This is a genomic window from Oceanibaculum indicum P24, assembly GCF_000299935.1.
GTDB classification, from domain to species: Bacteria; Pseudomonadota; Alphaproteobacteria; order Oceanibaculales; family Oceanibaculaceae; genus Oceanibaculum; species Oceanibaculum indicum.
This window is the reverse complement of the sequence record NZ_AMRL01000012.1, coordinates 97,543-109,956: the sequence shown is the minus strand read 5'-3', so window position 1 is coordinate 109,956 and position 12,414 is coordinate 97,543. Positions and strand designations below refer to the sequence as shown.

Here is a 12,414-nt window from a genome sequence, read left to right as displayed (position 1 = left end):
GGATCACGCCGGCCTGCCGGTCATGGTGCATCTCGATTCGCCGCCGCCCTACCGCAGCGAGGTCATGCCGCGGCTGCGCAAGGGCGATATCCTGACGCACTGCTTCCGGCCCTTCCCGAACAGCCCGGTCGCCGGCGACATGAACATCCATGACGATGTGCTGGAGGCACGCGAACGCGGCGTGATCTTCGATATCGGCCATGGCAAGGGCAGCTTCGGCTTCGAGACCGCGCTGACGATGCTGAAGCACGGCTTCCTGCCGGATGTGATCTCCAGCGACGTGCATGTGCTGTCGATCCAGGGGCCGGCCTTCGACCAGCTCTCCACCATGTCGAAATTCATGGCCATCGGTGTGCCGCTGGTGGAGGTGATCCGCGCCAGCACGATCAACGCGGCAAAGGCAGTGAATCTCGACGATCGCGGCACGCTGAAGCCCGGCCTGCTGGGTGATGCGACGGTGCTGGAGGTCGAGGAGGGCAGCTTCGATTTCCGCGATTCGACCGGCGAGACGCACAAGGGCAAGCAGCATCTGCGCTGCGGCGGGATCGTGCTGAACGGGCGCTGGTGGTAGCGGGCGCGGGTGGTGAGGTCAGCGCACGCCCAGGAACGACAGCAGCAGGGTCATCGTCGCCACCGACAGGGTGGTGGACAGGATGATCGCGGTTGCCGCCTGCGCATCGCCGGCAGTGTAGCGCGCGCCGAACAGATAGACGTTCACGCCGACCGGTACCGAGGACACGATCACCGCGACATGCAGCCACAGCGGCTCCAGATCAAAGATGAAGTGGCCGATCAGGAACACCATCAGCGGGTGCAGCCCCAGCTTCAGAACCGTCATCAGCGTCGCCTCGCCCAGCACCGCGCCGCCGATGCGGTAGCCGGCCAGCGATGCCCCCATGGCGAAGATGGCGCAGGGCAGGGCGGCCCGGCCCAGCGTCGCGGTCAGCTGATCCACCACCTTCGGCAGCTCGAAGCCGCTGAAATGCCAGGCCAGCCCCAGCAGCACGGCGACGATGATCGGGTTGCGCACCAGCCCGTTGGCGATGTTGCGCGGAATCTGCCAAATCTCCTGTCGGTTGCCGCGCGAGCCCTCGATCAGGATGGTGATGACAGACATCAGCTGCCAGGAATGGAAAGCGATGATGAGGAACACCGGCAGCGCGCCTGCATCGCCATAGATCGTCAGGATCAGCGGGATACCCAGCAGCACCGTGTTGCCGAAGGCGCCACCCATGCCGACGATGGAGGCGGTCGCGAAATCGCGCTTGAACACATATTTGCTGACCAGCAGGCCGGTTGCCCAGGCGATGTAGCCGCCGCCGAAATAGGCGATCAGGAAGCCCCATTCGACTTCCTCGGGGAAGTCCTGCGTCGCCATGGCGCGGAACATCAGCGCCGGGATCGCGAAATTGAACACGAAGGTGCTGAGGCCCTTGGTGGCTCCCTCCGAGAACAGGCCGAATCGGGCGACGCCATAGCCCAGGAACACGATCCCGAAAACCGGGACGATGATATCGAGCAAGATCTCCATGAAGGGTCGCAATCCGGCTGCGGTTGGTTCGCTGCATCCTTCCGGCAGCTGTTCGTTTTGTCGAGGATCAATCACGCAGGGGAGGGTCGCAGGTGCAGGATCGGATAAACGCCTTCGTGCCGGGAACGTCGGTCAGGATCGAAGGCAAGCCGGGCGGGCCGCTCTCCGGCCTCAGCTTCGCGGCGAAGGATCTGTTCGATGTGGCGGGTCATCCGACCGGCGGCGGCAACCATGACTGGGCGAAGAACTATCGCGTTCCGACGGCGCATGCCTGGACGGTTCAGGCGCTGCTCGATGCCGGCGCCACGCTGATCGGCAAGACGATCACCGACGAGGTCTCGCTCGGTATTTTCGGCGAGAGTGCCTATGACGGCACGCCGCTGAACAGTGCCGCACCCGACCGGGTGCCTGGCGGGTCATCCTCTGGCTCCGCCGCCGCCGTGGCGGCCGGGCTGTGCGACACCGCGCTGGGGACCGATACCGGCGGGTCGGTGCGCGTGCCCTCCAGCTTCTGCGGGCTGTACGGCATCCGCCCGACGCATGGACGGGTCAGCGTCGCAGGTCTTATGCCGCAGGCACCGAGTTCCGATACAGCCGGCTGGTTTGCCCGCGACGCCGCAACCTTCGCGCGGGTGTCCGCGGTCCTGCTGCAGGAGGCGATACCGGAAGCGCTGCCCACGAAGCTGCTGATCGCGACCGACGCCTTCGGCTTCGCGGATGAGGCGCTCGCCGCCGCCCTGCGTCCGATGGTGGAGCGGCTCTCTTCGCTGCTCGGCGCTTCCGAGGAGGTGCTGATGGCGCCGCCGGGCCTGTCGGTCTGGGGGCGGGCGCAGCGCGTGCTGCAGCCCTATGAGGCGTGGCAGACCTTCCAGCCCTGGCTGGAATCCGCGAATCCGCGCCTGGCCTTTACCGTCGCGCGCGGGCTGATCGCCGGCTCGCAGGTGACGCAGGAGGAACGCAACTGGGCCAATCTGATGCGGCAGGAGGTGCGCGGCCGGCTGCGCTATCTGCTGCCGGCGGGCACCATCCTGTGCCTGCCGACGACGCCGTTCCCGGCGCCCTTGCGCGGGCGCAGCGTACCGGACCAGCAGGCCGACCGCGACCGCATCCTGTGCCTGTGCGCGCATGGTGGGCTGGCCGGCATGCCGCAGGTGAATTTGCCGGGCTCGATGGTGGACGGGCTGCCCATCGGCCTGTCGGTCCTGGGCGGCCCCGGTACCGACGCGACCCTGATTGCCGTAGCGAAAGCGATGGAGGAAAAGCGATGACCGACATGACCCCGAACATTCCCGAGGTGTTGGCCGAAGTGACGGCCTTGTTCGAGCGTTACGAGAAGGCGCTGGCGGAGAAGGATGTCGATGTGCTGGACGACACCTTCTGGAACAGTCCGCTGACCATCCGCTACGCCATGCACGAAAACGGCTATGGCTTCGATGAAATCCACCAGCACCGGGTGCGCCGGCCAAAGGGACCGGGCATCAAGGAAAAGCGGCTGCGCCTGGAGATTATGACGCTGGGCCGCGACTTCGCCACTACCAACCTGGAATTCAAGATCCGCGACAAGGATCTGATCGGCCGCCAGAGCCAGACCTGGGTGCGCTTCCCCGATGTCGGCTGGAAGGTCGTCGCCGCCCATGTCTCCACCATGGACAAGGCGCCGCTCTGGTAGCCGACCTACAGTCCGGCGCTAGCGCAGGGCCTGTAGCCAGCTCTGTGTCCTTGCCATGTCCGGGTCGCGGCCTTCCGCCGCGGTCCGGCAGATTTTCGCCACTTCGCGGTTCTTGAAGGCGCATTCGATGGCCAGTTCCTGCGCGCGCGCCTTTTCGCCCTTGCGCTGGTGGTGATGGATCAACGGCGGGTAGAGGGCCGCCGGGCGCTGGAATTCCTCCCAGGCGCTGGCCAGAACCCGCGCGGCGCTGTCCATGGAGCCGGCCTTGCGGTTCATCTTTTCCAGTTCGGTATAGACTGACAGCGGCACATAAGGGTCGTTCAGCGCCAGTTCAAGATTCTGCATCGCGCGGTCCCGGTGCCCCTGTTCCAGCCGCACCTTGTAGAAGGCATAGCGGGTCCAGGCGTGGTTCTTGTACGGGCCACTCACGGCGCTGCGGGCGGCTTTCTCGGCGGCGGACAGCTCGCCCTTTTCTGCAAGGTCCAGCGCCTCGCTGGCATCCTTGTAGGCCTCCGCGAATTCGATGAATTCCCTCGACTTGCGCACCTGTTCGAGCGGCAGGGCGGTCATGGCCGGCGGAATCTCGTCGGCATACTCCCGGTCGAAATAATCGCGGATGGATTCTAGCCTGTCCGTGGCGCTGCGATGATCGGCGGAGGCGCGATTGAGCGCGGTGCCGAATTCCAGCGTCGCCGCCTGCAGCACATTACCCAGCGCAGCACCGATATTGCCCTGGTTGGTTTGCTGCTGGATTTCCTCTTCCAGCGCCTTCCTGGCTTCCTGATAGGGATCGGGCTTGCTGGCTTCGATGAGTTCCGCTTCTTCCATCTTCTGCATCAGCGTGAACATGCCATCATAATTGTAGCCAGCGGCGATCAGCAGATCGAGCCCGAGCAGGTCCGCCTCATCCTCATGTTCGCGCGTCCAGCTGGGGAACAGTCCTTTGGAGGTCGCCGCCATGGTGGCCTCCGCCACGATCAGGATACGCGCGGCCTTGGCCGCCATCTCGTTGCCCTTGCCGACCTGCTGCGCGAGGCCTGAGGCAAGGCCCAGCATCAACTCTGCACCCGAGACGAGGTTGCCCTGGCGCTGCTCGAACCAGTCAAGGTCGTGATGGCCGCGCAGCACATGGCTGATTTCATGCGCCAGCAGGGCGGCCAGCTCGTCCTCGCTGTCCGCTTGCAGGATGGAGGCCATCGGGATGGCGATGGTGCCATCCGGCAGTGCCTTGGCTTCGCCATAGCGCTCGCTGGCGGTGACATAGACGGTGATCGGCGCACCGGTAATGGGCGAGGGTTCCAGCAGCCGCCGCGCGATGCCGGCAAGATAGGCGTCCAACGCCGGCAGAACGACGATTCCGCGTTCGTCCATGCGCAGCATGGTCAGGCCGGGAATTTCCTCGAATTCCGGCCGGATGGCATTTTTCGCCCCGATCTTGTCCTCGACAGAACTGACATCGTCGCCGCTGCCGCCGAAGCTGAAGCTGGACGGGGAGTCTGAGGATTTCTCCGCAGCTTCCCGCATCGCGGCTTCCAGCGGCGGCTTCCAGGCGCCGGGCGTCAGCGTGTCGATGAAGCGCCCGTCAAACTCGTCCTTGGTGTCGGTACTGGGCAGGATTCGGTCCAAAAAGGCGTGCGCGGCGTTGACCGGCCAGAGCGTGCCCAGTGCCAGGACGGCCGCGAGGACAAGTATCAAGGGGCGGGGAGATGTCATCGCTGGCTCCTAGGGCTTGCATTTTTCGAGGTTACCGCGTGTCGAGGCATAGCTCGACACCTGATCGCGGCAGCGGACCTCGACCGTGATTTTTTCGTCCGTTTCGACCTGGTGCGGCGCCAGCCAGTAAGGCTTGCCGCCGATCTCCACTTTCAGCCGGTTGTTCGGCGCGACTTCGAGGATGGCGATGGGCGTTTTTACCTGTTCGCCGGGCAGGGCCTCCACCCGTGGGCCATCGGCGGCCCCGTAAAGGTTCAGCTTCTTCGACTTAACAGCGAGCACCTGGGTCGGCTCCGCCATCGCTGGTGTCGCAACAAAGTGCAGCGTAATCACGCAGACGGCAGACAGGAGTGCGCGGGGAAAGAGCTTCATCGGTACCTCCTATGCAGATAGCCGGGAGCCGCCCCGGCGCGCGAGATAGCGCAGCAGGACAAGGCCACTCATGGCGGCCAGGCTCTTTGGCAGGTGGATGATGGTGCGGGCCGCTGTGGCGGTGAAGATGCCCCACAGGTTGATCGGGGCGAGTTTCAGCTGCTCGAAGGCGAACAGCGCGAGGGCGATCTTCGTGGCCCAGATTACGCCCAGGCCCATCAGGATGATAAGGGCGGTGAAGATCAGCCAACCGGCGGCGCCAAAAAGTACACGTCCGAAGCCCGCGCCGGATGGGAAGGAGAGCTTTGTTGCATCCAGTATCCTGAGGAAGATTGAGGTCAGGATCTGGATGATGATCAGCGTGACGATATTCATCGCCAGGCTGTGGGTCAGCGGCCCGAACAGGGTGGCGCTGTCATGGCGGACATAGCGGCTGCCGTCCGCCCCGTCGCCATAGACCAGAAGATTATCCAGTGCCATCGCGTGCCAGAACACGCCGGGCAGGGGCTGATGCGCCGGCAGGGCGATCAGATCGTCCGCCATGGCGAAGCTGCTGCCAATAAGGACGTACTTATCCGCGAGATGCCGTTCCAGCACATCGCCGCCCTGCCTGTGCAGGTCGCCCGCGGCAAGCGTCACATGCGGCGGGCAGGTCTGGCGATAGGGCGAACCGCTGGCCACATTCCTGGGGGCGATGCCGAGGAAGTCGAGGCCGGCCATCCCCAGAAAGGCGCCGATGACGCGCTGGATACGGCTTTCCGGCAGGTTGCGGCAGGCGAAGATGCCCGCCCCCTGGCTGCTGCTGCCGCGCGGCGGCCAGACCACTGACATAAGCTGGTTCGCGTCGTCATTGGCAATGCAGCTTTCGGGTGCTGCGAGATCGAGCCCCCTGCCGCTGCGAAACAGGGCGCAGGCCGCCGACAAACGGTCATTGCGGAAATCGTAGAGCGGATAATAGGCCGGGTTGTGCGTGACGCTGACCTCGGCGACGGACGGGCCGGGCAGATCGAAGATGATCGTGCGGTCCATGCCGTCACGTTTTTCGCCGCCCGAGAGGAACAGCGGCACCGGTTCGTCATGATAGATGATGTAATCATGCAGCACCGATTGCAGCCGGTCATATCCCGGCGCCTCCCGGCGGCTCAGGAAGCCGACATCGACAAACACCGTCTTCGGCTGGAAATCGAGGATCACCTCCAGCATGCGGGCATAGACGGAATAGGGCGGCGGCCAGACGCCCATCTCCGGCGATTCCTCGGCAAAGGATGCCAGATCCTGATCTGTCATCAGGATGACCGTGATGTCGTCGCGCGCCGTGTCGGGATAGTCTGGCCGGATGATCTGGTAGAAGAAGGCGTCCGATTCCAGCTGGGTTTTCTCGGTCAGCTCGAACGGGTCGAGAAGCGCGACCAGCAGGGTCAGCAAAATGGCGGGCAGGGCCGTCAGCCCGATAAGATCGGCCCAGCGGATGACCGGCGTGCCAAAGGGATACCAGTGCAGCGTGTAGACGGGCCGCGTCAGTGCCTGCCTCAGCCGGCGCCGCGCCCGCAGCACCTTGCGCAAGGGCCGGGACCGGCGGCGCGCCGGAGTGACTGACACTCCGGGATGCGTGGGCGAAGCACCGCCATTCGAGGTTTCGCCCTTGGCCACTGTCACGCTCCGTCCGGCAAGCCATCCGCGTGCCAGCCGGCACAAGACAAGGTTAGCCCATCTTTGGTTGTGAATTAACCATCAATACGCTTCAGGGTAAGATTTTTGGCCGGTGCCTATTTGAGCAGCGCAAAGAAGGCACCGAAGGGCGGCAGCTGTATCTGGCCATCCGTCACTTCGCCTTGTGGCAGGCCGTGGTTCAGCATCTCCTCCCGGACCGGTCCGGGAAGCGGCAGGGTGCGGGATGTGCCGTCAAGATTGAAGGCGGCAAGCAGCCTTTCCTCGCCCAGCGTCCGGGTGAAGGCCACTAGGTTTCGTTCCGTTGCCAGGAAGTCGATGCCGCCCAGGATCAGGGGCGCCTGGCCTTTTCGCCAGCGCAGGAAATTGCGGGTGAAGCTCAGTACCGAATCGGCGGTGGCCTCCTGCGCGCCGACGGAGCGGCGCAGATGCTCGTTCGGCACCGGCAGCCAGCCATCGACCGTGGAGAAGCCGGCATGCCGGTCATTATCGTCCCAGGGCATCGGCGTGCGGCAGCCGTCACGACCCGGAAAATCCGGAAAGAAGTTCAGGCCGTAAGGGTCCTTGATCTGCTCATAGGGGACATCGGCTTCGGGCAGGCCCAGCTCCTCGCCTTGATAGAGGAAGATCGTGCCGCGCAGGCAGGTCAGCATTGCGATCAGCAGCTTGCAATAGGCGTCTGGGGCATCGCGTCCGCCCCAGCGCGTGGCGACACGTGACACGTCATGGTTGCTGAACGCCCAGCTTGGCCAGCCATGCCGGCGGCTGTCGTGGAACGGGAAGAAGGTCTCCGGCAGCAGCTGCGTGTCCAGCGTCTCGCCCAGCAGCGCGAAGGAATAGGCGGTGTGCAGCGGGCCACCCAGGCCAGCATATTCCTGCATCACCTTCAGGCTGTCGTCGGCGGCGATCTCAGCAATCAGGACGATATCGCCATATTCCTGTGTCACGTTACGCAGATAGCGAAGAAAATCAAGAGCCTCCGGCTGGGTCTTGTCGTAAATATGAAGCTGCCGGTTATAAGGGTTGTTGGGCTTCACCCCGTCGGTCGGCGGTGCCTCCGGCGGGCGCGGCGGGTTGGCGCGCAGCAGCGGGTCATGCATCAGAAAGTTGCAGGCATCCAGCCGGAAACCGTCCACTCCACGTTCCAGCCAGAAACGGCATTCGGTGATCAGCGCCTCCTGCACCTCATGATTGTGCAGGTTCAGGTCCGGCTGCTCCGGCAGGAAATTATGCAGGTAATATTGCTCGCGGCGCGGCTCCCAGGTCCAGGCCGGCCCGCCGAACATCGACAGCCAGTTGTTCGGTGCGGTGCCATCAGGCCGGGGATCGGCCCATACATACCAGTCATCCTTGGGATTGCCGCGCGTGCGGCGGGATTCCTGAAACCAGCGATGCCGGATCGAGGTGTGGCTCAGAACCATGTCGATGATGACTTTCAGCCCGTGCCGGTGCGCGGCGGCCAGCAGCAGGTCGAAATCCTTCAGCGTGCCGAAGATCGGATCGACCTCCCGGTAATCCTCAATGTCATAGCCGAAATCGATCATGGGCGAGCGGTAGAAGGGGGATATCCAGATCGCATCGACACCAAGCTGGGCGACATAGGGAATGCGCCGCAGGATTCCGGGCAGGTCGCCAATGCCATCGGCGTTGCTGTCCTGGAAGCTTCTTGGATAAATCTGGTAAATAACGGCGCCACGCCACCAGTCGTTCATTAATCCTCCATAGAAAAATACAGCAATCGGCGTGCTGAATAATTAGATTATTCGGTAATCGATCTCAAAATATCCGCAATTAAAGTGTATATATTTTCATTCATTTATTTCGGTCTTTTCTCTGTGGAGCTCTTTCAGAAAGGGGTGAAACCGTAGGGGGTGGAAATTAACGAGGTTTCCACTATAATCATGGCAACCATCCTATTCGATATCGACTTTCAATGCTGCGCGACAAGGGAGAGCGGCCGTGACCGCCAACGGTTCAGCCATGGATACACGAGCCATGGATACACGAGAAGGCGAGGCCGACAACAGGCTTATGGCGGAGGCCCCGTTGGACAAGGTCGCGGTGATCGGCGCCGGGGCCTGGGGCACGGCGCTGGCGATGACGGCGCACCGCGCCGGTCGGCGCGTGTCGCTGTGGGCGCGGGAGGCCGACGTCGTTGAGGCGGTCGCGAGGGACCGCCGCAATCCGTTCCTGCCGGATTATCCCATACCAGCGGAGATTGCCGTCAGCGGCGATCTGTCCGCCGTGGTCGCGCAGGCCGGGCTGGTAATCCTCGTCGTGCCGTCGCAGTTCCTGCGGGGCATGGCGCGCGCTGTCGAGGCGGTGCTGGCCGCCGGCGTGCCGGTGGTGATCTGCGCCAAGGGCATCGAGACCGACAGCGGCAAGCTGATGTCTGATATCGTGGCGGAGGAAATGCCGGGCCGGCCGCAGGCCGTGCTGTCCGGCCCCAGTTTCGCGTCGGAAGTGGCGGAAGGCCAACCGACGGCGGTCACCGTGGCCTCCGAAGATGCTGCCGGCGGGGCAGAGGCGGCGAGTTCCAGCCTGGCGGCGAAGATCTGCCTGGCGCTCGGCAATGAGAGTTTCCGCCCCTACATCTCTGACGATCCGGTCGGTGTCGAAGTTGGCGGTGCGGTAAAGAACGTGCTCGCCATAGCCTGCGGCATTGCCGACGGGCTGGGTATGGGCTCCAACCCGCGCGCCGCGTTGATCACCCGTGGCCTGGCCGAGCTGAAACGCCTGGCCGAGGCGCTGGGAGGACGGCGCGAGACGGTGACCGGCCTGGCCGGCATCGGCGACCTGACACTGACCTGCTCCAGCACGCAGTCGCGCAACTTCTCCTTTGGCCGGGCGCTGGGGCAGGGGATGACCCCGGAAGAGGCACTTGCGGGTAAGAAATCGGTCGCGGAGGGGGCCGTGAATGCGCGCTCCGTTACCCAGCTCGCCCGCCGGCTTGGCGTCGAGATGCCGATCTGCGAGGCGGTGAATGCCATCCTGCATGACGGGCTGTCGATCCGCGACGCTGTGCAGGCACTGCTGACCCGGCCGATCAAGGCGGAATCCCGCGAACTGGAACCGCATGTAATCCTGCCGCACCCCTCGGCGGCGAATGATCTTCAAGCTAACGACATGGTGTAATGCAAAATCTCAATCTCATTCTGGCAACCGATCTTGACGGTACTTTTCTGGGCGGCAGCGACGAACAGCGCCGCGATCTCTACGAGCATCTGAATCAGCGCGACGACGCGCTGCTGATCTTCGTCACCGGCCGCGATCTCGACTTCATCCGCGGCCTCATCGCACAGCCGGGCATGCCACGGCCGCACTACATCATCGGCGATGTCGGCACCACCATTGTGAATGGCCAGGATTTCGCGCCGCTGGCCGAGGTGCAGGACGAGATTGGCGAACGCTGGGGCGATGCCGGCGACCGGGTGCGCAAGATGCTGGCGGACGAGCCGGGGCTGGAACTGCAGCCCACACCGTTTCACCGCCGGGTCAGCTATTACTATCAGCCGGATTCCCTGCGTCCCGAGACACTGCGCAAGATCGAGGAAGCCGGCTTCGACTGGCTGCTGTCGGCGGAAACCTTCCTGGATGTGCTGCCCAAGGGCGTGGCGAAGGGGCCGACGCTGCTGCGCACCGTCACGGCGCTGGGCCTGCCGCAGGACCGTGTGCTGGTCGCCGGTGACACGCTGAACGACCTGTCGCTGTTCGAGACAAAGCTGAAAGGGGTTGCCGTCGGCAATTCCGAACCGAAGCTGGTCGAGGCCATCGACGGCTATGACTGGGTCTATCGCAGCCCGCTGCCAGGGGCGGCGGGCATCGCCGATGCGTTGCGGCATTTCCGCATGCATCCGAAGGCACTGGAGGGGGAGAACATCTCATGACCAAATCGGATCTCGTCATCGTCTATCATCGCCAGCCCTATGAGGAGGCGGTGGAGAACGGTCGGCGGGTCTATCGGGAGAACAAGAGCCCGAACGGGATTGTCCCGACCCTGAAGAGTTTCTTCGGCCGAATTGCCGAGGGGCGCGGCGCCTGGGTTGCCTGGAAGCAGGTGTCGGCGAAGCAGCAGGAGAAGTTCGACCGCGTCATCCGCATCGAGGACAGCTACGGCAATTACGCGGTCTCCCGCCTGCCGCTGACGGCCGAGCAGGTGAAGAGCTTCTACCACGTCACTTCGAAGGAGGCGCTGTGGCCGATCCTGCACTCCTTCCCCTGGCTGTTCCGCTACGAGAATGCCGACTGGAATACCTTCCGCGAGGTGAACTGGCTGTTCGCCGAGGCCGCCGCCGCGCAGGCCGAGGACGACGCCCTGGTCTGGGTGCATGACTACAATCTGTGGCTGGTGCCGAAATATCTGCGGCAGATCAAGCCGTCGCTGAAGATCGCCTTCTTCCACCACACGCCTTTCCCATCTCCGGATGTGTTCAACGTGCTGCCCTGGCGGGCCGAGATTGTGGACAGCCTGCTGGACTGCGACCTCGTCGGCTTTCACATTCCGCGCTATTCCAAGAACTTCGCCGATGTCGCGCGCTCGCTGCGCGATGTTGAGGTGACGGAAACCGTACGCGTCGAGAGCGGCATGTCGCCGAGCGGGATGGCCTTGTCGGAGCCGGATGTGCCGGTGCGCCTCAGCCACAAGGGACGGAGCGTCAATCTCGATGCCTTCCCGGTCGGCACCAACCCGGAGATCATCACCGAACTGCTGAAGGGCGAGCCCAGCCGGCAGATCCAGAAGACCATCCGGGAGGAGCTGGAAGGCCAGCGGCTGATCCTGGCGGTGGGGCGGACCGACTACACCAAGGGCATGAAGGAAACCTTGCAGGCCTATGAACGGCTTCTGGAACGGCGCCCGGAACTGCATGGCAAAGTGAAGTTGCTGCTGGTCTCAGTGCAGGCGGCCAGCGGCATGAAGATCTACCGTGACACGCAGCGCGAGATCGAGGCGCTGGTCGGCCGCATCAATGGCCGTTTCACCAATCTGCGCTGGTCGCCGGTCTTCCTGTTCTCCAACGCCATCCCGTTCGACCGGCTGATTGCCTATTACAAGATGGCGGATGTCTGCCTGATCGCGCCGCTGCGCGACGGGCTGAACTTGGTCGCCAAGGAATATGTCGCGGCCAAGCAGGGCGATCTCGGCGTACTGGTGCTGTCGGAATTTACCGGCTGTGCCGTCGAACTGCCGCAGGCGGTCCTCGCCAATCCTTATTCGGCGCGAGCGATGGATGCCGCCCTCGACCAGGCGCTCGACATGCCGGAGGAAGAGAAGCGGGAGCGCATGCGCGCGATGCACCAGAATGTCCTGCATTACGACGTCTCGCGCTGGGCGCGCCATACGCTGGAACGCTTCGGCGAGATCGGCGAGGGGCTGCGCACCAAGCCGGAGGCGGCGGCCTGAGGCCGAGGCCTGCTGTAGAGGAGGAAAGAGGGACGGTTTCATGGGGTGTCCACCCGCCAG

General features: G+C 64.0%; 11 protein-coding genes. 6 read left to right on the top strand and 5 right to left on the bottom strand.

The features are described 5' to 3' along the window. Positions 1-571 (top strand): amidohydrolase family protein (locus tag P24_RS10920; protein ID WP_008944779.1); only part of this gene is annotated, 571 nt, incomplete at its 5' end. An 18-nt stretch (positions 572-589) separates the two neighbouring features. Here the strand turns inward: P24_RS10920 and P24_RS10915 are convergent. Next, positions 590-1,531 carry an AEC family transporter gene (locus tag P24_RS10915; protein WP_008944778.1) on the bottom strand — a complete coding sequence of 314 codons (942 nt, stop codon included), beginning with the start codon at positions 1,529-1,531 and terminating at the stop codon, positions 590-592. Positions 1,532-1,623: 92 nt separating this feature from the next. Between P24_RS10915 and P24_RS10910 the strand changes: the two genes are divergently transcribed. Both P24_RS10910 and hpxZ read left to right on the top strand, forming a co-directional pair. Continuing rightward, a complete protein-coding gene (locus P24_RS10910; protein ID WP_008944777.1) occupies positions 1,624-2,799 on the top strand; it encodes an amidase in 1,176 nt (391 codons plus the stop codon). After that, the gene (hpxZ, locus tag P24_RS10905) at positions 2,796-3,200 is read left to right on the top strand and encodes an oxalurate catabolism protein HpxZ (protein ID WP_008944776.1); all 405 of its coding nucleotides are present in this window, start codon (positions 2,796-2,798) and stop codon (positions 3,198-3,200) included. Before P24_RS10910 ends, hpxZ begins: the two co-directional genes overlap by 4 nt. An 18-nt stretch (positions 3,201-3,218) precedes the next feature. Here hpxZ and P24_RS10900 read toward each other — a convergent pair whose 3' ends face one another. The 4 genes from P24_RS10900 to P24_RS10885 all read right to left on the bottom strand — a co-directional run bounded on the left by P24_RS10900 (position 3,219) and on the right by P24_RS10885 (position 8,665). Then, complete coding sequence (locus P24_RS10900; protein WP_083859704.1) at positions 3,219-4,913, bottom strand: M48 family metallopeptidase; 1,695 nt, start codon at positions 4,911-4,913, stop codon at positions 3,219-3,221. 9 nt (positions 4,914-4,922) lie between these two features. Continuing rightward, entirely contained in the window at positions 4,923-5,285 is a 363-nt protein-coding gene (locus tag P24_RS10895; protein ID WP_147430927.1) for a hypothetical protein, read from the bottom strand. A 9-nt stretch (positions 5,286-5,294) separates the two neighbouring features. Continuing rightward, positions 5,295-6,941, bottom strand: coding sequence for a CHASE2 domain-containing protein (locus P24_RS10890; protein WP_192813243.1), 1,647 nt, complete (start codon positions 6,939-6,941; stop codon positions 5,295-5,297). A 110-nt stretch (positions 6,942-7,051) separates the two neighbouring features. After that, entirely contained in the window at positions 7,052-8,665 is a 1,614-nt protein-coding gene (locus tag P24_RS10885) for an alpha-glucosidase (protein WP_008944772.1), read from the bottom strand. Between the two features lie 319 nt (positions 8,666-8,984). On the opposite strand from P24_RS10885, the gene P24_RS10880 reads away from it, so the two are divergent. From P24_RS10880 to ggpS, 3 genes are read left to right on the top strand one after another with little or no spacing between them, the layout of a single operon-like run. Further along, on the top strand, positions 8,985-10,088 hold the full coding sequence (locus P24_RS10880; protein WP_008944771.1) for an NAD(P)H-dependent glycerol-3-phosphate dehydrogenase: 1,104 nt from the start codon (positions 8,985-8,987) through the stop codon (positions 10,086-10,088). Continuing rightward, a complete protein-coding gene (locus P24_RS10875) occupies positions 10,088-10,840 on the top strand; it encodes an HAD-IIB family hydrolase (RefSeq protein WP_008944770.1) in 753 nt (250 codons plus the stop codon). Before P24_RS10880 ends, P24_RS10875 begins: the two co-directional genes overlap by 1 nt. Next, positions 10,837-12,354 carry a glucosylglycerol-phosphate synthase gene (gene ggpS / locus P24_RS10870; RefSeq protein ID WP_008944769.1) on the top strand — a complete coding sequence of 506 codons (1,518 nt, stop codon included), beginning with the start codon at positions 10,837-10,839 and terminating at the stop codon, positions 12,352-12,354. The genes P24_RS10875 and ggpS overlap by 4 nt, the downstream gene beginning before the upstream one ends. Positions 12,355-12,414: the final 60 nt, after the last annotated feature.

What these genes read in the sequence shown, in the direction of transcription:
- P24_RS10915 (WP_008944778.1), bottom strand. Translation starts at nt 1,531, where the DNA reads ATGGAGATCTTGCTCGATATCATCGTCCCGGTTTTCGGGATCGTGTTC.
- hpxZ (WP_008944776.1), top strand. Translation starts at nt 2,796, where the DNA reads ATGACCGACATGACCCCGAACATTCCCGAGGTGTTGGCCGAAGTGACG.
- P24_RS10900 (WP_083859704.1), bottom strand. Translation starts at nt 4,913, where the DNA reads ATGACATCTCCCCGCCCCTTGATACTTGTCCTCGCGGCCGTCCTGGCA.
- P24_RS10895 (WP_147430927.1), bottom strand. Translation starts at nt 5,285, where the DNA reads ATGAAGCTCTTTCCCCGCGCACTCCTGTCTGCCGTCTGCGTGATTACG.
- P24_RS10885 (WP_008944772.1), bottom strand. Translation starts at nt 8,665, where the DNA reads ATGAACGACTGGTGGCGTGGCGCCGTTATTTACCAGATTTATCCAAGA.
- P24_RS10880 (WP_008944771.1), top strand. Translation starts at nt 8,985, where the DNA reads ATGGCGGAGGCCCCGTTGGACAAGGTCGCGGTGATCGGCGCCGGGGCC.
- P24_RS10875 (WP_008944770.1), top strand. Translation starts at nt 10,088, where the DNA reads ATGCAAAATCTCAATCTCATTCTGGCAACCGATCTTGACGGTACTTTT.
- ggpS (WP_008944769.1), top strand. Translation starts at nt 10,837, where the DNA reads ATGACCAAATCGGATCTCGTCATCGTCTATCATCGCCAGCCCTATGAG.